The organism is Winogradskyella alexanderae (assembly GCF_020166335.1).
Taxonomy (GTDB): domain Bacteria; phylum Bacteroidota; class Bacteroidia; order Flavobacteriales; family Flavobacteriaceae; genus Winogradskyella; species Winogradskyella alexanderae.
The window spans coordinates 429,078-448,099 of the sequence record NZ_JAIUJR010000001.1; the positions used below are offsets into that span (position 1 = coordinate 429,078).

At 35.1% G+C, this 19,022-nt stretch carries 21 protein-coding genes; 18 read left to right on the forward strand and 3 right to left on the reverse strand.

Features of this window, described 5'->3' with window-relative positions; genetic code table 11:
* Positions 1-233 precede the first annotated feature (233 nt).
* The 18 genes from porW (at position 234) to LBU54_RS01990 (ending at position 16,983) form a co-directional block, all read left to right on the forward strand.
* Positions 234-2,840 (forward strand): type IX secretion system periplasmic lipoprotein PorW/SprE, encoded by a 2,607-nt coding sequence (gene porW / locus LBU54_RS01905; RefSeq protein ID WP_317196319.1) that lies wholly within the window; start codon positions 234-236, stop codon positions 2,838-2,840.
* Positions 2,841-2,850: 10 nt separating this feature from the next.
* Complete coding sequence (locus LBU54_RS01910) at positions 2,851-3,291, forward strand: bactofilin family protein (RefSeq protein ID WP_224524899.1); 441 nt, start codon at positions 2,851-2,853, stop codon at positions 3,289-3,291.
* The gene (locus LBU54_RS01915; protein ID WP_224524904.1) at positions 3,236-3,487 is read left to right on the forward strand and encodes an AtpZ/AtpI family protein; all 252 of its coding nucleotides are present in this window, start codon (positions 3,236-3,238) and stop codon (positions 3,485-3,487) included. The genes LBU54_RS01910 and LBU54_RS01915 overlap by 56 nt, the downstream gene beginning before the upstream one ends.
* A 15-nt stretch (positions 3,488-3,502) precedes the next feature.
* Positions 3,503-3,898 carry a hypothetical protein gene (locus LBU54_RS01920; protein ID WP_224524906.1) on the forward strand — a complete coding sequence of 132 codons (396 nt, stop codon included), beginning with the start codon at positions 3,503-3,505 and terminating at the stop codon, positions 3,896-3,898.
* Positions 3,899-4,044: 146 nt separating this feature from the next.
* A complete protein-coding gene (gene atpB, locus LBU54_RS01925; RefSeq protein ID WP_224524909.1) occupies positions 4,045-5,148 on the forward strand; it encodes a F0F1 ATP synthase subunit A in 1,104 nt (367 codons plus the stop codon).
* Between the two features lie 15 nt (positions 5,149-5,163).
* Entirely contained in the window at positions 5,164-5,373 is a 210-nt protein-coding gene (atpE, locus tag LBU54_RS01930) for an ATP synthase F0 subunit C (protein WP_181855271.1), read from the forward strand.
* Positions 5,374-5,445: 72 nt separating this feature from the next.
* Entirely contained in the window at positions 5,446-5,940 is a 495-nt protein-coding gene (locus tag LBU54_RS01935; protein ID WP_224524911.1) for a F0F1 ATP synthase subunit B, read from the forward strand.
* 6 nt (positions 5,941-5,946) lie between these two features.
* Positions 5,947-6,483: an ATP synthase F1 subunit delta gene (gene atpH / locus LBU54_RS01940; protein WP_224524914.1), complete on the forward strand. Its 537-nt coding sequence runs from the start codon at positions 5,947-5,949 to the stop codon at positions 6,481-6,483.
* Between the two features lie 33 nt (positions 6,484-6,516).
* On the forward strand, positions 6,517-8,097 hold the full coding sequence (gene atpA / locus LBU54_RS01945) for a F0F1 ATP synthase subunit alpha (protein WP_224524916.1): 1,581 nt from the start codon (positions 6,517-6,519) through the stop codon (positions 8,095-8,097).
* 53 nt (positions 8,098-8,150) lie between these two features.
* Positions 8,151-9,011, forward strand: a complete 861-nt coding sequence (gene atpG, locus LBU54_RS01950) for an ATP synthase F1 subunit gamma (RefSeq protein ID WP_224524920.1) — start codon at positions 8,151-8,153, stop codon at positions 9,009-9,011.
* Between the two features lie 160 nt (positions 9,012-9,171).
* A complete protein-coding gene (locus LBU54_RS01955) occupies positions 9,172-9,699 on the forward strand; it encodes a hypothetical protein (protein ID WP_224524922.1) in 528 nt (175 codons plus the stop codon).
* Positions 9,700-9,813: 114 nt separating this feature from the next.
* On the forward strand, positions 9,814-11,274 hold the full coding sequence (locus LBU54_RS01960; protein ID WP_224524938.1) for an oligosaccharide flippase family protein: 1,461 nt from the start codon (positions 9,814-9,816) through the stop codon (positions 11,272-11,274).
* 10 nt (positions 11,275-11,284) lie between these two features.
* Positions 11,285-12,028: a DUF6090 family protein gene (locus tag LBU54_RS01965; protein ID WP_224524941.1), complete on the forward strand. Its 744-nt coding sequence runs from the start codon at positions 11,285-11,287 to the stop codon at positions 12,026-12,028.
* Positions 12,029-12,030: 2 nt separating this feature from the next.
* Positions 12,031-12,465: a dUTP diphosphatase gene (dut, locus tag LBU54_RS01970; RefSeq protein ID WP_224524944.1), complete on the forward strand. Its 435-nt coding sequence runs from the start codon at positions 12,031-12,033 to the stop codon at positions 12,463-12,465.
* Between the two features lie 33 nt (positions 12,466-12,498).
* Positions 12,499-13,518 carry a sugar phosphate nucleotidyltransferase gene (locus LBU54_RS01975; protein WP_224524946.1) on the forward strand — a complete coding sequence of 340 codons (1,020 nt, stop codon included), beginning with the start codon at positions 12,499-12,501 and terminating at the stop codon, positions 13,516-13,518.
* A gap of 88 nt (positions 13,519-13,606) precedes the next feature.
* Complete coding sequence (locus tag LBU54_RS01980) at positions 13,607-14,968, forward strand: tetratricopeptide repeat protein (protein WP_224524949.1); 1,362 nt, start codon at positions 13,607-13,609, stop codon at positions 14,966-14,968.
* The gene (locus tag LBU54_RS01985; RefSeq protein WP_224524952.1) at positions 14,969-15,760 is read left to right on the forward strand and encodes a DUF4292 domain-containing protein; all 792 of its coding nucleotides are present in this window, start codon (positions 14,969-14,971) and stop codon (positions 15,758-15,760) included.
* Entirely contained in the window at positions 15,760-16,983 is a 1,224-nt protein-coding gene (locus LBU54_RS01990) for a murein hydrolase activator EnvC family protein (RefSeq protein WP_224524954.1), read from the forward strand. Before LBU54_RS01985 ends, LBU54_RS01990 begins: the two co-directional genes overlap by 1 nt.
* 56 nt (positions 16,984-17,039) lie before the next feature.
* On the opposite strand, the gene LBU54_RS01995 is transcribed toward LBU54_RS01990, so the two are convergent.
* From LBU54_RS01995 to LBU54_RS02005, 3 genes are all read right to left on the reverse strand, one after another.
* Complete coding sequence (locus LBU54_RS01995) at positions 17,040-17,255, reverse strand: DUF6515 family protein (RefSeq protein WP_224524956.1); 216 nt, start codon at positions 17,253-17,255, stop codon at positions 17,040-17,042.
* A gap of 82 nt (positions 17,256-17,337) precedes the next feature.
* Entirely contained in the window at positions 17,338-17,847 is a 510-nt protein-coding gene (locus LBU54_RS02000) for an acyl-CoA thioesterase (protein ID WP_224524958.1), read from the reverse strand.
* 55 nt (positions 17,848-17,902) lie between these two features.
* A complete protein-coding gene (locus tag LBU54_RS02005) occupies positions 17,903-18,841 on the reverse strand; it encodes an HU domain-containing protein (protein WP_224524959.1) in 939 nt (312 codons plus the stop codon).
* Between the last annotated feature and the right edge of the window lie 181 nt (positions 18,842-19,022).

Sequence of the window (19,022 nt, forward strand, 5' to 3'; positions counted from 1 at the left end):
ATTTCTTTAATATTCAATGCTCGATTCTTTTATACTAAATACGCTTTTAACGTTTTTTAGATGGTGTTGTTTAAGTTGATTAATATTTCTTAAAACTTGTGATTCTTTTTGTCTATTTCAAGACATGAAAAATAAATCAATTCAGTGCTAGTTTACAAAAGATGTTTATTTTTACCATCTAGCATACTAAAAACCTAATAGTTTAGTTATGTAATTGCCAAATAGAACCAACATTGAAAATTTACAATAAATCAATATCACTTCTTTTTGCAATAGCACTTGTTGCCCAAAGTTGCTCACGAAAAAAAGACACCTTTATAAATCGAAATTTTCATGCAATGGGGACAAAATACAATGTCCTTTACAATGGCAATTTGGCCCTGCAACGTGGCATTGAGACTGTAAATGATGCCTATTCGGAAAACTTTTGGGAACTTCTTCCTGTAGAACGCATGAAGGTTCAAGAAGATGTCTTTTTACCCGGCCAAACAAAAAATGCTGATTTTGAAAGGGCTGAAGAAAAGGCCATCAAGGCAGTTCAGGTTCATGGAATGAATATTGACGGTAAAGAGAAGAACCCTCAAATTGATGAGGCCTATCTTCTACTTGGACAAGCAAGATACTACGATCAGCGTTTTGTTCCTGCACTAGCCGCATTTAACAATATCCTAAACAAATATCCAACAAGCGATAAGATTAATCAAGTTAAAATATGGCGTGAAAAAGCCGATATGCGACTTGATAATAACGAGGTAGCAATAAAAAAATTAAAGAGATTACTTGAAGAAGAAGAACTGAAAGGGCAAGATTTAGCAGACGCTACCTCAACATTAGCACAGGCTTACATAAACACAAAATACAAGGATAGTGCAATGGTGCAATTAGCTATTGCGGCAGAGCATACTAAAATAAATAGGGAAAAGGCACGATATCATTTTATACGAGGGCAACTTTACAATGAGTTTGGACATAAGGATAGTGCAAACATTGAATTTGATAAAATAATCGAAATGCACCGGCAAGTACCAAGGGCATTTTACATAAATGCTCACCTCGAAAAATCCAAGAATTTTGATGAGCTTGATGGAGACTTAGTGGCGTTTCAGGAATACTTAACAGAGCTTGAAGAGAACAGAGAGAATAGACCATTTTTAGATAAAATTTACCACAGAATTGCAGAATTTCATCGCAACAATATGTCAGATAGTTTGGCTGAGGCTTACTATAACAAATCTTTGAGCAAGACTACTACAGATCAGTATCTTAAAGCGTTGAATTATGAAACTTTGGGTAACATGTATTTTGATCGAAATAGTTACAAAATAGCAGGAGCATATTTTGATAGTACCATGACTGCAATGGAGCCCAATACAAAGGAGTTCAGAGTACTTAAACGAAAACGTGAAAACCTTGATGATGTAATTTACTACGAGGGCATTGCTGAAGTTAATGATAGTATTCTTAATATAGTAAACATGCCTAAGGAAGATCAAATAGCAGTATACTCAGAATATGCGCTGGCTTTAAAAGCTAAAGCTGAAGAACAGGAAAAGCTAAAGAAAGAAAAGCTTCAAAAGCGTGCTATAGTAACGGACGGTCGCGCAATAGCAAACGCTAATAATAACAAACAAGGCAGAGCCATAAACCCAGGAGGTTTACCAGGAAATTTTGGAAACAACAGCAATAGTAGTTTTTACTTTTACAACCCAACTACAGTGGCGTATGGAAAAAATGAGTTTTTAAAATTTTGGGGCGACAGAGAATTGCAAGATAACTGGCGCCTTTCAGACCAACGGAAAAACATAGGAGGTACAGATAGCGAGGAAAAAATTGCAGAAACTAAAGGTGAAGACAAAAGGTATACGGCAGATTATTACATCGCACAATTGCCAACGGATCCTTCAGAGATAGACAGTATAGCCAAAGAAAGAAACTATGCTTATTATCAGCTAGGTGTGATTTACAAGGAAAAATTTAAGGAACTGGAATTAGCAAAATCTCGCTATGAAACCTTGTTAAAAAACGATCCTGAAGAGCGCTTAATATTACCTTCTAAGTATAATCTTTATCGCATTTATGAAGAACTGGGTCTCAAAAGAAAGGGAGATGCGATGAAAATGGATATTGTACAAAATTATCCAGACTCAAGATACGCTGAGATACTTTTAAATCCAGAGTCTGCATTAGCCAAAGACGAAAATAGTCCAGAAGCTATTTATACTGGTTTATATGATATGTTTAATAACGAGAAATATGCAGAGGTAATTTTAGAAGCAGATGCGAATATTAAAAAATTTGAAGGCGACGATTTTGTGCCAAAGTTTGAGATTCTAAAGGCCTCGGCGAAAGGCAGGCTCTATGGTTTTGAGGCCTACAAAGAAGCAATAAATTTCATCTCTCTTAATTATGCAAATACAGCCGAAGGCAAAAAGGCACAAGCCATACTTGATAATGCAATACCCGATTTAGCTAAGAAAGATTTTATTGCAGATGATATTTCTAAAAACTTTAATGTGATTTATCAGTTTAAAAACTATTCTGGTGAGAATATTGATGAGTTTGTTAAGGTATTAGATGAAGAAGTTGCTAAGATTGAGTATTTTGATTTAACGACTTCAAAAGATGTCTACGATGAAAACACTACTTTTGTAGTGGTGCATGGATTAAAAAGTATTGGTGGCGCAAGAGGATTTGCTGAGTTGCTCCGTTCTAAAGAAAAAGACAAAAGAGGTAGACCAATTCCTCCCAAGATAACTAGGCCATTCTTCGCAATTTCGTCACCAAACTATGCTATTATTCAACGCCATAAAAATGTAAATGCATATTTAGAACAACAATAAAACCTACATAATGTTTTCTCCAGATAACAAGAAATCTAAAAAGCCAGTAACTATGGAAACAAGTACACAACAGAATATAATAGCACACGGAACAAAAATCGTTGGTGATATAACAAGCCAGGGTCCTTTTAGAATAGATGGCTCCGTAGAGGGAAATGTAAAGACATCGGGTAAAGTAGTCATTGGTAAATCCGGTTATATTAAAGGAACTCTACAAGGTGAGAATGCAGATTTTGAAGGAAAGTTTTCAGGAAAACTAGTGTTGTCCGGGACCTTATCTCTTAAATCTACAGCGCATATAGAAGGAGAAGTACACACAAGTAAGCTTGCAGTAGAACCAGGAGCAACATTCAATGCAACCTGTAGCATGAAGGGCACAGTAAAAGCCTTATCAAATGAGCCAGTCAAAGCACAACCACAACAAGCACAAAAGTCAGAAAGACAAGCTTAATTCTTATGCCCATTATTCTGGTTTGGTAATCCAAATGATGGCTATTATTGGCATAGCCACGTTCATTGGTATTAAACTAGATGAAAGGTACCCTAATAACAAAGACCTCTATACTTTAGCTTTGTCTTTAACAGGTGTTATTCTGTCCATCGTTTATGTGATAAGACGTATCATAGCCATATCCAAATCAAAATAACCAAAAGAAATTTTAATGGAAGAGTTTAAAAAAAGACAAACCTTATTCTTATTGCAGCTAATTGCAGTAACAGCGGTTTTGTTTGGTATACATAGCTACTTACTTCACTATTTTGCAAAAGAAGTACTTTTCTTTTTTCCTGTTTGGCAGATTTATGCCTTCCACGTTGTAATTACGTTATTGTTTTATTCAATTATAAATTACCGGTACTCTTCTGGTAAGAAAGAAATTTTTAACCTATTTATGGTTTTAACATTTATGAAAATGTTTGTAGCTATATTGTTTTTGTTACCCCTGTTGTTATCGGATTTTGAAAACAAGCAACCAGATGTTTTCAATTTTTTTATCCCATATTTCTTATATCTTTTCTTCGAGGTTTTTACAATCACAAGATTTCTTCAAAAGCTATAAAATATTAATTTGTGAAGTTGCATTAAAGAAGCATTGTTTTCAGTTCACAAACTTTCCAAATAAGAGCATAAATAATGTTTGTCAATTCATTTAATGTATGTACATTTGCAGCGAATTAAAAATAAGGTATTTTAAAGCCGTAGAGAATGACATTAAACACCTTTAGAAATTTAGCACTTACAGCTCTATTTTTATCAGCTAGTTTTATTGGTTTTGCAAAGGAATCTGGCGAAGGCGAAGAAGGGAATAAGTTCGACCCTAAAGAAATGATTTTGCATCACGTAAAAGATGCTTACGGAATGCACATTGCTACCTTAAACGAAGGCAAAGAAAACGAATCACATATTACAATTCCACTTCCGGTAATTGTATACACAGACAAAGGATTAACTACATTTTCATCAGCTGCATTTCACCATGATTATCACGGACATGAAATTGTTGAGAGAAATGGTGAAAAATTTGTCAATGTTCACGAGAAGGTTTATGTGTTGGACGAAGGTGCAACAGAGGTAGCTTATGATGCTGAAGGGCACCCAACTAATGCACATAGGCCAACTTTAGATTTATCAATAACAAGAAACGTATTTATGATGTGGGTGTCTATAGCATTGCTGCTATTTATTTTCTTGTCAGCAGCACGCAGATATAAGAAGGCAGATAACTATGTCCCATCAGGCATTGCAAGTTTTGTGGAGCCATTAATTGTTTTTGTGAGAGACGAGATCGCTAAGCCAATGATTGGAGACCATAAGTATAAGCGATATATGCCTTACTTACTTACGATATTCTTTTTCATCTGGATCAACAATATTTTTGGATTAATACCAATTTTAAACGGTGCCAATGTGAGTGGTAATATTGCTTTTACGTTTACGTTAGCTGCAATTACGTTTATCATAACAACATTTAGTGGCAATAAACATTATTGGCAACATATTTTCTGGATGCCAGGAGTACCTGTGCCAATGAAAATATTTTTAATGCCTATTGAGATTATTGGGATGTTTGTAAAACCAATTTCACTAATGATACGTTTGTTTGCAAACATAACTGCAGGTCACGTAATCATATTAGCATTAATGTCATTAATCTTTGTATTTAAAACTGTTGCAATGGCTCCTGTATCTGTAGTGTTCTCACTATTCATTACAGTGATTGAGATTGTTGTTACAGCAATACAAGCATATATATTTACAATATTGTCAGCCCTTTATTTTGGCATGGCAACTGAAGAAGCACATCATTAATTTAAATTTTATATTATGACTATTACAGGAATTGCAGCGATTGGAGCAGGATTAGCAGCTATTGGAGCTGGTATGGGTATCGGTAGAATTGGTGGGTCAGCTATGGAAGCTATGGCACGTCAACCAGAGATGCACGGTAAAATTCAAACTTCTGCATTAATCTTAGCAGCCTTCGTAGAAGCAGTAGCACTTTTTGGTGTTGTTGTTGCTTTCTTACAAGGGTAAACAAACAAAATACAGAAGTAACGGTTGGTTGCTTCTGTATTTTAAAAATTTAAATTATCTAAACAAAATAGAATGGATTTAATTACACCAGAATTTGGACTTGTATTTTGGACGTTAATCACTTTTTTAGTCCTATTGTTCATTTTGAGAAAGTTTGCTTGGAATCCAATTTTGGGAGCGGTAAGCGAAAGAGAAGAAGGCATTAAAGATGCATTGGCTTCCGCCGAGAAAGCGCGTCAAGAAATGGAAAACCTTCAAGCGGACAATGAGCGTATATTGCAAGAGGCTCGTGCAGAACGTGAGGCAATGTTGAAGGATGCTCGTGACATGAAGGCAAAAATGATATCTGATGCCAAGGACGAAGCTCAGGCTCAGGCAAACAAAATGATAGAACAGGCTCAAGCAGCAATTGATAGTGAAAAGAAGGCAGCCATGGCCGAATTAAAAAATCATGTTGCCGGCTTGTCAATAGAAATTGCAGAGAAAGTTGTACGTAACGAATTATCTAACAAAGACAAGCAAATAAAACTTGTCGAGGATATGTTAGGTGAAACTACTTTAAACTAAAACTAAATGGCAGAATCTAGAGCAGCTGTAAGATACGCCAAGGCAGTACTAAGTTTAGCTACAGAAAAAAAGGTAGCAGACAAGGTTAATGCAGACATGAAACAAATTGCTACTGCAATAGCAGACAATATTGAACTAGATGCGATGCTTCAAAGTCCTGTCGTGAGATCGTCAGATAAAGTAGCAGTATTAAAGGCTGTATTCGGAAATGCTAATGAGGCAACGTCTAATTTAATTGACGTTCTAATAACTAACAAGAGAATTGCCTTGTTAGGTGATGTGGCTAACAAGTACAATCACTTGTACGATGCGTTGAGAGAAACACAAGTTGCAAAAGTGACAACAGCTACACCGCTTACAAAAGACCTGGAAAAGAAAGTTTTATCAAAAGTTAAGGAGCTTACAGGTAAGACTACTGAAATAGAAAATATTGTAGATGAATCTATTTTAGGAGGGTTCATCTTACGTGTTGGTGATTTGCAATATGATGCAAGTATTACCAATAAATTGAACAAATTAAAGAGAGAATTTACATTAAACTAATAGCTAACAGTTAATAGCTAAAGACAATAAAAAATGGCAGAAGTAAAACCAGCTGAGATATCAGCAATCTTAAAACAACAACTATCAGGATTTGAAGCAGGTGCTTCATTAAACGAAGTAGGAACAGTATTAACTGTTGGTGATGGTATTGTTCGAGCTTATGGACTTTCTAATGCACAATATGGTGAATTAGTAGAATTCGAAGGTGGCTTAGAAGGTATCGTACTTAACCTTGAAGAAGATAATGTTGGTATCGTATTATTAGGCCCTTCTAAAGAGATTAAAGAAGGTGCGACAGTAAAGCGTACAAACCGTATTGCGTCTATCAAAGTGGGTGAAGAAATGGTTGGACGTGTTGTTGATACACTTGGTAACCCCATTGACGGTAAAGGACCAATTGGTGGCGACTTGTACGAAATGCCACTTGAGCGCAAAGCACCTGGTGTAATTTTCCGTCAACCAGTAGATGAGCCATTACAAACAGGTATTAAGTCTATAGATGCGATGATTCCTGTTGGTAGAGGTCAGCGTGAGCTCGTTATTGGTGACCGTCAGACTGGTAAAACAACAGTTTGTATCGATACGATTCTTAATCAAAAAGAGTTTTATGATGCTGGCGAGCCTGTATTCTGTGTTTATGTTGCAGTTGGGCAAAAAGCATCTACTGTTGCAAACATTGCAAAGACATTAGAAGATAGAGGCGCGTTAGCGTATACAGTAATAGTTGCTGCAAATGCATCAGATCCTGCTCCAATGCAGGTTTATGCTCCATTTGCTGGCGCTGCGATAGGTGAATACTTCAGAGATACTGGTAGACCGGCATTAATTGTATATGACGATTTATCTAAACAAGCGGTTGCATACCGTGAGGTATCATTGTTATTACGTCGTCCTCCAGGACGTGAGGCTTATCCTGGTGACGTATTTTATCTTCACTCAAGATTATTAGAGCGTGCAGCAAAAGTTATTGCAGATGACGACATTGCTAAAAACATGAATGATTTACCTGATTCACTGAAGCCAGTAGTGAAAGGTGGTGGTTCCTTAACTGCCCTACCTATTATTGAAACTCAAGCTGGTGACGTATCTGCATACATTCCAACAAATGTAATTTCTATTACAGACGGTCAGATATTCTTAGAATCCGATTTATTTAACTCTGGTGTTCGTCCAGCGATTAACGTGGGTATATCAGTATCTCGTGTTGGTGGTTCTGCTCAGATTAAATCAATGAAGAAAGTAGCTGGTACCTTAAAGTTAGACCAAGCACAGTTCCGTGAATTAGAAGCATTTGCTAAGTTTGGTTCAGACCTAGATGCCGCAACTTTAAATGTTATCGAAAAAGGTAGACGTAACGTGGAAATTCTTAAGCAAGCACAAAATGATCCATTTACTGTAGAAGATCAGGTGGCGATTATTTATGCAGGGTCTAAGAACTTGTTGAGAAATGTACCGGTTGAAAAAGTAAAAGAGTTTGAAAGAGATTATATCGAATTCTTAAACGCTAAGCACAGAGATGTATTAGACACATTAAAAGCTGGTAAATTAACAGATGAGGTAATAGATACATTGACAAATGTTGCTAAAGACCTTTCTGCTAAGTATAATGCTTAATTAATTTAAAATAGTGCTCTGAGCTAAACCTTAGGGACTTTATAAAATAGAAAATGGCAAATTTAAAGGAAATACGTAACAGGATATCGTCAGTATCTTCTACAATGCAGATAACAAGTGCCATGAAAATGGTTTCTGCTGCAAAGTTAAAGAAGGCACAAGACGCTATTACCGCAATGCGTCCATATTCTAATAAATTAACTGAGTTATTGCAAAGCCTGAGTGCTACTTTAGATTCGGACAGTGGTAGTAAGTATGCAGATCAACGCGAGGTAAAGAACGTTTTAATTGTTGCGATAACTTCTAATAGAGGACTTTGCGGTGCTTTTAACTCTAACATTATAAAGCAAGTAAATGCCTTAAAGGATGATACTTATGCAAACAACAACGTTTCTGTTTTAGCCATAGGGAAGAAAGCAAATGATGCCTTTTCAAAATCTGGTGTTGTTCTCGCAAATAAAAGTGAAGTTTTTGATGATTTAACTTTTGAAAATGTCGCTTCAATTGCTCAATTGATAATGGATAATTTTATTCAAGGTGAATTTGATAAAGTGGAACTCGTATATAACAGTTTCAAAAATGCGGCTACTCAGATTGTCTTAACAGAGCAGTTCTTGCCAATTGTACCTGTTGAATCTGATGCAATAGCAAATTTGGACTATATCTTTGAGCCATCAAAGCAAGAGATAGTTGAAACATTAATACCAAAATCATTGAAAACACAGTTGTTTAAAGCAATTAGAGATTCATTTGCTTCGGAACACGGTGCGCGTATGACAGCAATGCATAAAGCAACGGATAATGCAACTGAGTTGAGAGACCAGCTTAAGCTTACCTACAATAAAGCGCGTCAAGCGGCAATTACCAACGAAATTCTTGAGATTGTTGGTGGGGCTGAAGCACTAAATAATTAGAATATAATCATATTTATAATATAAGAACCAACTCAATTTTGAGTTGGTTCTTATTTTTATGAGGTTCTAAAGGGCTTCAGTTCATCGATAAAAATCAACATACATCGATGAAATTAAAATTTTTGTTTATATTACCAAACCAAATTTAACCTACTTTAGAATGAATAAGCTACTTAAAACAGCCTGGACATTAGGTATTCTGCTTACCGTTTCGCTATTATATCATTGTGGGAGCCCTAAAACAGCAACGGTCTTTCAAGAACAAACAGAATTTAAAATTAAGAAAGTATATTTTCAAGAGTGGTATGCCGGTATTGATGTTGGTGGTACTGGCGTAAACATTTTTGTACCTGTAGCAAACAAGCCAGATTATATTCAAATTGACAGCGTATTTTTTAGAAATCTAAAAGGAAAATTGGAAGAGAAGGGAGGGCGTTACACCGCTATATTAAAGAATAAATCCAAGGAATATGTTTTTAATCCCAATTATAATTCATCTCAATATCCATTCAAAATAAGAAACAATGAATGCGTGATTAGCTATGTTGAAAAGGGAGAAATTAAATATTTAAAAGTACAACAGCCCAAAGAGTTTGCGGGAACATACTATGAAAATGGTGCTCCATCAAAATATAGTAGACCAAAAGCAGACGGTCTTGCTACTTTAGATATTGAAAACGACAATTAATACTATATAGCGTTATAATTTAAGGCCTTACTAGATTTAGTGAGGCTTTTTTATTCAGTACAACACAAGACCAATTTATATTTAATATTTTTGGCCATCTATTTAACTATTTAATTGAGCGCATTTAAATCACTATTTAAGCAAACCTTTATTTATGGTTTGGCAACCGTTTTACCCAGGATGCTTAGTTTTTTGTTAGTGCCTTTGTATACCAGTGAGGCTGTTCTAGCAAATCCTGCGGAATATGGTAAAGTTTCAGTGATCTTCTCATATTTTGTACTATTCAATGTTGTGCTTGCCTATGGTATGGAAACGGCATTTTTTAGATTCTTCAATAAGGAAGAAGACAAAGAAAAGGTTATAGGAACATCTACCATTTCTTTACTAGTGTCTTCTTTAGTATTTTTTAGTATTGCGCTATTTTATAAAGACCAGATTTCCCATTACATAGATATAGACGTAAAATACATCCAGTTGGTTATATGGATATTATTACTCGATGCCTTGGTTATTATTCCATTTGCATGGCTTAGGGCTAATGAAAAACCTATGCATTACGCTATTATTAAGATTTTAAATATTTGCATTAATATTGGACTGAACCTGTTCTTTTTACTAGCATTAAAAAACTTGGCAGAAACCGGATCCTTTTTTGAAGCACTTTACAGACCTCATTTTGAAATTAACTACATTTTCATTGCCAATCTTGTGGCAAGTGCGTTTACTCTTGTGTTAATGCTTTGGTTTTATACAAAACTTAAATACAGATTTGACAAGCATCTTTGGAAACAGATGATGCGCTATGCTATGCCAGTATTGGTTGCAGGAATAGCATTTTCAATTAATGAGACTTTCGATAGAATACTATTAAAAGAACTACTACCAGAAGATGTCGCTGAAAATGATATTGGGATGTATTCAGCATGTTACAAATTAGCCTTATTTATGACACTATTTGCTACAGCTTACAGACTTGGAATTGAACCATACTTTTTTAGCCATGCTAAAACTGAAAATCCTCAAAAAAATTATGCGAATATTCTTGAGTTTTTTGTGGCATTTGGTTCCATTATTCTCCTATCTGTGGTTGTTTTTGCAGACCTATTAAAACCATTTATTATTAGAAGTGAAGCCTATTGGGAAGCTATGTGGATAGTACCAATAATATTACTAGCCAACTTTTGTCTCGGTATATACCATAATCTTTCGGTTTGGTATAAGATTACAGATCGAACAAAGTTTGGCGCATACATTTCTGTGATAGGAGCTATTGTGACTTTAGTTATCAATTTTATATTCATAAAAACATATAGTTACAAGGCTTCCGCTATTGCAACCTTGGTAGCTTATGCATCAATGATGGTTCTGTCGTATTATTTTGGCAGAAAATACTATCCAATACCGTATAATCTTAAAAAAATAGGATTATATCTGTCGGTTTCTGTTGGGTTATCTGCACTATCCTTTTATCAATATCGAGAGAACTATGTTATAGGAATTGCTATGTTAATTGTATTTTTGGTATTAGTTATTATGTTGGAAAAGAACCAGCTAAAACAAATCTTAAAACGTTGACATAATACCAATGATCAAACTCTTCAATAAAATAAGAAAGCAATTGCTCATTGAAAATAAAATGGGTCGCTATTTTAAATATGCTATCGGTGAGATTATTTTAGTTATGATAGGGATACTGTTGGCCTTACAGGTCAATAATTGGAACAATAACCGCATGCTTAAAAAAGAGGAGCTGAAAGTAATGAAAAGCCTTCATAAAGAGTTCAGCGAGAATTTGGTAAAATTCGATTTCGCATACAAGTTTCACACTAACAGGAAGAGGCTAATTGAGACAATAATGTCTGTAAATCCAACAGAGTTAGCAACCGACAGTTTGATTAATTTAATGCAAGGTGTTAATGGAAATTATACCTTTGACCCATATCAAGGAATATATAATTCAATAATAAATTCAGGTAAAATCGAGCTTATCTCAAACGATTCCTTAAAAAGTAAAATTGCAAGAATTCAGGATATTGTCAGAGATTACCAGGAAGAAGAGATAGGAGTAAGAGAGTTTACAAAACAAAATTTGTACCCATTTCAACTGGGAGAGCCTATGGGTTTTTTTATTTATGATCTTAATGACAAATCACAAAGTCTTAGTATCAAAACCAACTATGTCAAAATAATAGAATCTGTGAGATTTAATAACCTCATGCAACATATGAGAGGATGGATGCGTTCAATTTTCGAAGAAGGACCAATATTGAGAAAAGAATTGTTATCCATAATTAATCTCCTAAAATCAGAGATTGAAAGAAATAATTGAAAATGGAAATTAAGATAATAAATAAGTCCAGGCATCCCTTACCCCATTATGAAACGATGGCTTCAGCAGGCATGGATTTAAGGGCTAGTTTAACCGAATCTAGAGTGTTAAAACCATTAGAACGTACTATTGTGGGCACAGGTTTATTTATTGAATTACCAATAGGTTACGAAGCACAAGTAAGACCAAGAAGTGGTTTGGCGGCAAAAAAAGGTATTACGGTTTTAAATGCACCAGGAACCATTGATGCAGATTACAGAGGTGAAATAGGTGTTATTCTCGTTAATCTTTCAAAGGAAGACTTTACTATTCAGAATGGTGAGCGTATTGCACAATTAGTTATAGCAAAACATGAACGAGCAGAATGGGAAGAAGTAAAAGTCCTTTCTGATACGGAACGAGGAGAAGGCGGTTTTGGCAGTACTGGCACTAAATAAGAGCAACCAATCAAATCATTAAACAAATAGAAAATGAAAATAATAGTCCCAATGGCAGGTCGTGGCTCACGTCTTAGACCACATAGTTTAACTGTACCAAAACCTCTAATACCTGTTGCAGGCCAACCCATAGTTCATCGTTTGGTCAAGGACATAGCAAAGGTGTTGAAGCAACCCATAAATGAAATAGCTTTTATTTTAGGCGATCCTGCTTTTTTTGGCGATGATGTAGTAGAAAGTTTAACTGCTTTGGCCAAAGACCTTGGTGCTATAGCTTCAATCTATAGACAAGACCAACCTTTAGGAACAGGTCATGCAATAATGAGTGCAAAACCTTCACTATCTGGTCCTGCAGTAATCGCTTATGCAGATACATTAATTAGAGCAGATTTTGAACTAGATCCCATTGCTGACAGTGTGATTTGGACAAAACGCGTTGATAATCCTGAGGCCTATGGTGTGGTGAAGCTGAATGACAAAAACGAAATTGTAGAACTTGTAGAGAAACCAGAAAAATTTGTCAGTGATCAAGCTGTAATAGGGATATATTATTTTAAGGATGTTGCTGTATTAAAGGAAAAGCTTCAGGAAGTACTGGATCAAAATGTAATGAATGGTGGTGAGTACCAGATTAATGATGGCATAAAACGAATGATGGCAGATGGAAAAATATTCAAAACAGGTACTGTAGACGAGTGGATGGATTGTGGTAATAAAAATATTACTCTTGAGACCAATGCCAAGATGCTCGGATTCTTAAAAGCAGATAATGAAGAAGAACTTGTTCATAAATCTGTGGTACTTGAAAATTCTAATATCATCGATCCGTGTTATATTGGTGAAGGTACTGTTTTGCGCAATACTACTGTAGGACCTTATGTTTCTATTGGTAAAGACTGTGTCATAGAAAACAGTAGCGTTAAAAATAGCTTAATACAAAACCAAACCGTCATTAAAAATGCTAATTTAGATGATGCTATGATTGGTAATTACGTTAAGTATGATGGAAATTTCACCAAGATTAGCATTGGAGATTATTCTGTTTTGGAGTAGTTCCTGCCAAAGCTAAAGTCATATAAATCTGAGTTTGGAACGACTTTTGGAATAATCTGTAGTACAAATCATTACTGAACACTCTAATATGAAACCTACACAAAAAATAGCTATTCTTCTGATGATGCTTTTATTAGTACCGAGTTTTGGTATTGCACAGGTAGATTTTAATAAAAGACCAGATGACGATCTCGGTAATGTTGAAGATGAGTTCCAAGAGTATTTTTTTGAAGCCTTAAAGCAAAAAGGAATTGAAAACTACGAGCGTGCCGTTGACGCACTTCAGCAATGTTTAAACTTAGACAGCAAAAAACCTGTGATTTACTTTGAACTTGGCAAAAACTACAATTTACTTAAGAATTTTGGCGCTGCAGAAGATGCATTAAAAAAAGCGGTTAGCATGCAACCCGACAATGAATGGTTTTTAGATGAGCTTTATGATGTTTATTATCAGCAAGATGATATAAACAATGCGATAAAGACCATAAAACAACTCGTAAAATACCACTCGGATTATAAAGAGGATTTGGCAGCATTATACGTTCGAGAAAAGCGTTACAAGCAAGCATTGGATATTCTTGATGAGTTAGACAAAGAGTATGGACTAAGCGAATCTAGAGATGCTATGCGAAATGATATTTATAGTATCACGGGCAATGCAGATGATAGAATTGAAAATTTAGAACAACGTGTAGCCAACAACCCAAATAATGAAGAAAATCATCTAAAACTAATATATAGATATAGCCAAGTTGGTGATAAGAAAAAGGCTTACAAAGCTGCTAAAAACCTGCTAAAAGTTAAACCAGATTCAAAGTTTGTTCACTTAGCTTTGTACAAGTTTTATTTAGAAGACAATGAAGTAGAGCGCGCCATTAACTCCGTTAAGATTGCCCTGTCTAGCCCAGAGATAAACGCAGATGCAAAAGCTAAGGTATTGAAGGATTTTGTGAATTTCGTTTCTATGAATCCTGAATATGAATCTGATCTTGTTGAAATTACAGCACAAATAGATGAAAATAAAGACGCGCAGACCCATAGCGATTTAGGTCAGTATTATTTGAAGGCTGGTGATAAAGTAAAAGCTTTGGTAAATTTTAAGGAAGCACTAAAGCAAAATCCTAGTGACTTTAAATTAATAAAAGATGTGCTCCTATTACAACTAGAGATGAAAGATTATAATGCAGTTGTTTTAGGAAGTAATGAGGCTTTGGAGCTCTATCCTGCGCAACCAATCTTATATTTGATTAATGGAGTTGCAAAAAACCAAATAGGACAATATAAGGAAGCCATAGAAAATCTGGAAATGGGACTCGATTTTCTAATTGATAACCCAAACATGGAAGCAGATTTTTATTCAGAACTTAGTTTTGCCTATAAAGGATTGAATAATATTACAAAATCAGAAGCGTTTGCTAAAAAGGCACAAGCAATAAAAGCGCAACAGTAAATGAAAGTTTATTTATCATATAAAACGTTATTCTTAATTCTATTTGTTGTTTTGTTTACAGCATTATCGGGATGCAAGTCCGCAAAAAGTGTTCTTGCTTCAGGAGAGGTAAGTGATAAGCTGTCTGCGAAGCAGGTAATAAGGCAACACCAAAAAAAGGATGCTAATTTCAAAACAATGCAAGCCAAAGTAAGGATAGACCTTAGGCAAGGTAATAAAGAACAAGGTTTAACCTTTAATTACAGAATGGAAAAGGATAAAACCATTTGGTTAAGCGCACCTTTAGGGTTAGCTAGAATGATGATAACTCCAGATAAAGTCAGATTTTATAACAAACAAGACAATGAGTTTTTTGATGGTGACTATGCTTTGTTAAGTGATTTTGTTGGTGTAGAGCTCGATTTCAATAAGGTTCAGAATATTTTACTAGGTCAAGCAATTTATAATTTGAAAGAGGAACCACACAAGGTAGAAATCTCTGAAAATTCATATGCGCTTCAACCAAAAGATCAAAATACCCTTTTAGAGTTGTTTTATCTCATTAATCCTTCCCATTTTAAAATGGATAGCTTACAACTCTACCAACAATTAAAAAAACGATTTTTACAGGTAGATTATAAATCATACCAAGAAGTAAAGTCACAGGTACTTCCTAAAGACATTGAAATTATTGCCGTAGAAAACACAGATGAGGTTGGTGTATCCTTAGAGTTTAAATCGGTGTCAATAAATGAGGCTGTGAGATTTCCGTTTAAGATTCCAGCAGGATACAAAGAAATTGTGATAAAATAATGAATATCACACGCACATACGTTTTATTTTTATTTAGCCTATTTCTTTCCCTAAATGTTGTATATGCCCAAAGTTCAAAACAAAAGGAACTTGAAGCGCAGAGACAGCAAAAACTCAAGGAGATAAAACAGATAAATGCGCTATTATTTTCAAACAAGAAAGAACAAAAATCGGTTATTACACTTATTGAAGATTTAAACTATAAAATCAGTGTTAGGCAAAATCTTATTAGGATAACAAATGAGCAAGCCAACCTATTAACGCGCGAAATCAATACCAATCAAAATGAAATTTCCAATCTCAGAACTCAGCTACAGGAATTAAAAGCTGATTATGCCGCTATGATTGTAAAGTCATATAAAAGTAAGTCTGAGCAGAGTAGAATTATGTTTTTATTATCATCGGAGAATTTTAAACAAGCCTACAAAAGGTTACAGTACCTTAAACAGTATACGGATTATCAAAAAGAGCAAGGCGAAGCCATTAAAAAGAAAACAGCAGAACTACAAGAATTGAATATTGAGTTAACTCGTCAGAAGAAGGATAAACAAAAACTGGTTGAGGAAAACAGGATTGCAAAACGAAACCTAGAGGAAGAATTAAAAAACCGGGAAGTGTTAATGGCCTCAATAAAGGCCGATATGAGTAAGTTCAATGCTCAAATAAGGAAGAAGAAACAAGAGGTAAGGGAATTAGATAAGGAAATAGACAGATTGATCAGGGAAGCTATTGCAGCTTCAAATAAAAAAGCAGGTAAAAAGACCTCGACCGGAAAGTTTATTCTAACACCAGAAGCTAAAAAACTCGCAGCAAATTTTGAATCTAATAGAGGCAAACTTGGTTGGCCCGTTTCTAGAGGTGTTATAAAAGGTAAATTTGGGAGGCAACGCTCCTTAACGGATAACACGGTTACTCAAAATTATAAGAGTATCTACATTGCTACTGAGCAAAACGCAGAAGTAAAATCGGTTTTTAATGGCGAAGTGTCAGGTGTTTTAGTTGTTAAAAATGGTAATCCGGCTGTAATGATAAGACATGGTAACTATTTATCTGTTTATATGAATTTATCTAAGATCTATGTAAAGAAAGGCGACAAGGTTACAACAGGCCAAAGCATAGGACAAGTATTTACCAATAGAATTAAAGGTGAAACCTTACTTGGGTTTAGAATTTATAAGAACGATCAGGTTATAAATCCTGAGCCTTGGCTCGCTAAATACTAAAAAATTCCCCAACTATTCAGAAGGGGAATTCATCACTAAACTAACTCAATTTAAACTTAAACTCGTACTACTACAAAGCCATTTCGTGTTTTTCTATGATGTCTACCATTAAAAAAGTAGTAGCGTTTGCCGTTTACACGCACTATTTTATATTGTCTTGGTAATTTTTTTACAACGGTAACAGTTGCTGGTTGTTTCACAACTACCTGTCTTGCACAAGAAGTAGTGCTAAGTGCAAAGACTAAAACAAAAGTATAAACTAGGTATTTCATATCACTAATAAATTTGGTTTAATGATAAGACCTAGAAAAAGTAAAAAGGTTTAATTTGTCATTCAGAACGAAGTGAAGAATCTCACTCAAAAATAGCTTTAAGCTCAGAAGCCTCTTGAGGCTTCATTTTACCGGCAAGAACCAAACTTAACTGTTTTCTTCTCAATGCGCCTTCAAAGCGTTCTTTTTCAAGTTCAGTTTCTGGAATTAGCTCAGGAACTTTAACAGGTCGGCCCATTTCATCAACGGCCACAAAGGTGTAAATAGCTTCATTGGCTTTGATACATTCGCCAGACTCTCTGTCTTCTATCCAAACATCGAGATAAACTTCCATAGAGGATGAAAAAGCACGAGATACTTTAGCTTCAACTGTAACAACACTTCCTAATGGAATGGCTCGGTTAAAAGCAACATGATTAACGGACGCTGTTACTACAATGCGCCTAGAATGGCGCCTTGCAGCAATACTCGCAGCTCTGTCCATACGTGCTAATAATTCACCACCAAATAGATTATTAATAGGGTTTGTTTCACTAGGTAAAACGAGATCCGTAACTACAGTTTTAGATTGAAATGCTGTTTTGGGTTGCATAAAGTCTCAAAATTTATGCAAAGATACGGTGCTAAAACTTTAAATAGAGAAAATCTTAATCAAGTTTCTTTATTAACAACCAAGCGTCACGGTTGTGGTCTCTTCGTATTTTACGAAGTGCACGCTGCGCTTCTGCTCTAGTTTCATAACTCGCATAAACGACTTCGTGCAAGCCATAGCGGTTAACACCAATTTTTCTGGCCTTATAACCTTTGGCTTTTAGTTGATTTACTTTTTTAATGGAATTGGCTTCAATCCTGAAAGCACCTGCCACAATATGATAATTACCACTTTGTTTTTCAAGTGAAAGCGTAGCGGCTGGAAGTGGATTGCTAATCACAAAAGTGGCTTCTTGCACCTTTGCGTCTAATTGTGCATTTGCCTCTTCTTGGGCAATTTGGTTATGATTTTCAATACTATCGCTATAGTACTTATATCCAAAATAACCGCCCAATCCTATAACCAAAACAGCTGCAGCTGCATATTTTAGCCAATTGGTATTAGATCGTTTTTCTGGAGTTAATGCTAGAGGCACTGCAGCTTCAACTTCTTTGGCCTTTTCTTTGTAAACTTCTCTTACAACGGATTCAGAGGAAAAATGTGATAAACCAAAGGAATCTGTTAAATAATTAATATGATGAGAGGGTTCAAAAACAATTTTACCAACATTATTCAATATCAACTCACCAATATTATCGAATTGTATGGTTTCCCCTTCAATTAAATAAGACTTAATTGAGCGTACTTGTTTAGATACTTTGCTTAGCGCTGTATTGTAAGGTATTTTTTCTACTTCAGCAATGTAATTAGCCAACAAGCCGTCATTGCTCTGAAGCTGTTCATTAAACGATAACACTTTTTTTGGAGGATAAAATGTATGGGTAGACTCATGCACCTTAGCCGAAACACGGTTGGTTAAAAACGCACCAAAGCCTGGCACGGTAACACAATCGTAACGGTAAAGTAAATCGCTAATGTAAGTTTCTAACTGCATGTACTTAGACGATAAAAACGTAATTCTTGTTGCTTATAGCTTTTAGGTGTTAAATAAAAAATATTTTCTACGCTAAATCTCGAATCTCGAATAAAACAAAGTTAAAAATTTTTGTTTCCGAAGAAAGTTTGAATCTATATAGTTATTAACATCAGAAAATTTTAGTTTATTGCAGTTTACT

What these genes read in the sequence shown, in the direction of transcription:
- LBU54_RS02000 (WP_224524958.1), bottom strand. Translation starts at nt 17,847, where the DNA reads ATGCAACCCAAAACAGCATTTCAATCTAAAACTGTAGTTACGGATCTC.
- atpE (WP_181855271.1), top strand. Translation starts at nt 5,164, where the DNA reads ATGACTATTACAGGAATTGCAGCGATTGGAGCAGGATTAGCAGCTATT.
- LBU54_RS01990 (WP_224524954.1), top strand. Translation starts at nt 15,760, where the DNA reads ATGAATATCACACGCACATACGTTTTATTTTTATTTAGCCTATTTCTT.
- atpA (WP_224524916.1), top strand. Translation starts at nt 6,517, where the DNA reads ATGGCAGAAGTAAAACCAGCTGAGATATCAGCAATCTTAAAACAACAA.
- LBU54_RS01995 (WP_224524956.1), bottom strand. Translation starts at nt 17,255, where the DNA reads ATGAAATACCTAGTTTATACTTTTGTTTTAGTCTTTGCACTTAGCACT.
- LBU54_RS01935 (WP_224524911.1), top strand. Translation starts at nt 5,446, where the DNA reads ATGGATTTAATTACACCAGAATTTGGACTTGTATTTTGGACGTTAATC.
- atpG (WP_224524920.1), top strand. Translation starts at nt 8,151, where the DNA reads ATGGCAAATTTAAAGGAAATACGTAACAGGATATCGTCAGTATCTTCT.
- LBU54_RS01920 (WP_224524906.1), top strand. Translation starts at nt 3,503, where the DNA reads ATGGAAGAGTTTAAAAAAAGACAAACCTTATTCTTATTGCAGCTAATT.
- atpB (WP_224524909.1), top strand. Translation starts at nt 4,045, where the DNA reads ATGACATTAAACACCTTTAGAAATTTAGCACTTACAGCTCTATTTTTA.
- LBU54_RS01985 (WP_224524952.1), top strand. Translation starts at nt 14,969, where the DNA reads ATGAAAGTTTATTTATCATATAAAACGTTATTCTTAATTCTATTTGTT.
- LBU54_RS01955 (WP_224524922.1), top strand. Translation starts at nt 9,172, where the DNA reads ATGAATAAGCTACTTAAAACAGCCTGGACATTAGGTATTCTGCTTACC.
- LBU54_RS02005 (WP_224524959.1), bottom strand. Translation starts at nt 18,841, where the DNA reads ATGCAGTTAGAAACTTACATTAGCGATTTACTTTACCGTTACGATTGT.
- dut (WP_224524944.1), top strand. Translation starts at nt 12,031, where the DNA reads ATGGAAATTAAGATAATAAATAAGTCCAGGCATCCCTTACCCCATTAT.
- LBU54_RS01915 (WP_224524904.1), top strand. Translation starts at nt 3,236, where the DNA reads ATGAGCCAGTCAAAGCACAACCACAACAAGCACAAAAGTCAGAAAGAC.
- LBU54_RS01975 (WP_224524946.1), top strand. Translation starts at nt 12,499, where the DNA reads ATGAAAATAATAGTCCCAATGGCAGGTCGTGGCTCACGTCTTAGACCA.
- LBU54_RS01965 (WP_224524941.1), top strand. Translation starts at nt 11,285, where the DNA reads ATGATCAAACTCTTCAATAAAATAAGAAAGCAATTGCTCATTGAAAAT.
- atpH (WP_224524914.1), top strand. Translation starts at nt 5,947, where the DNA reads ATGGCAGAATCTAGAGCAGCTGTAAGATACGCCAAGGCAGTACTAAGT.
- LBU54_RS01980 (WP_224524949.1), top strand. Translation starts at nt 13,607, where the DNA reads ATGAAACCTACACAAAAAATAGCTATTCTTCTGATGATGCTTTTATTA.
- LBU54_RS01910 (WP_224524899.1), top strand. Translation starts at nt 2,851, where the DNA reads ATGTTTTCTCCAGATAACAAGAAATCTAAAAAGCCAGTAACTATGGAA.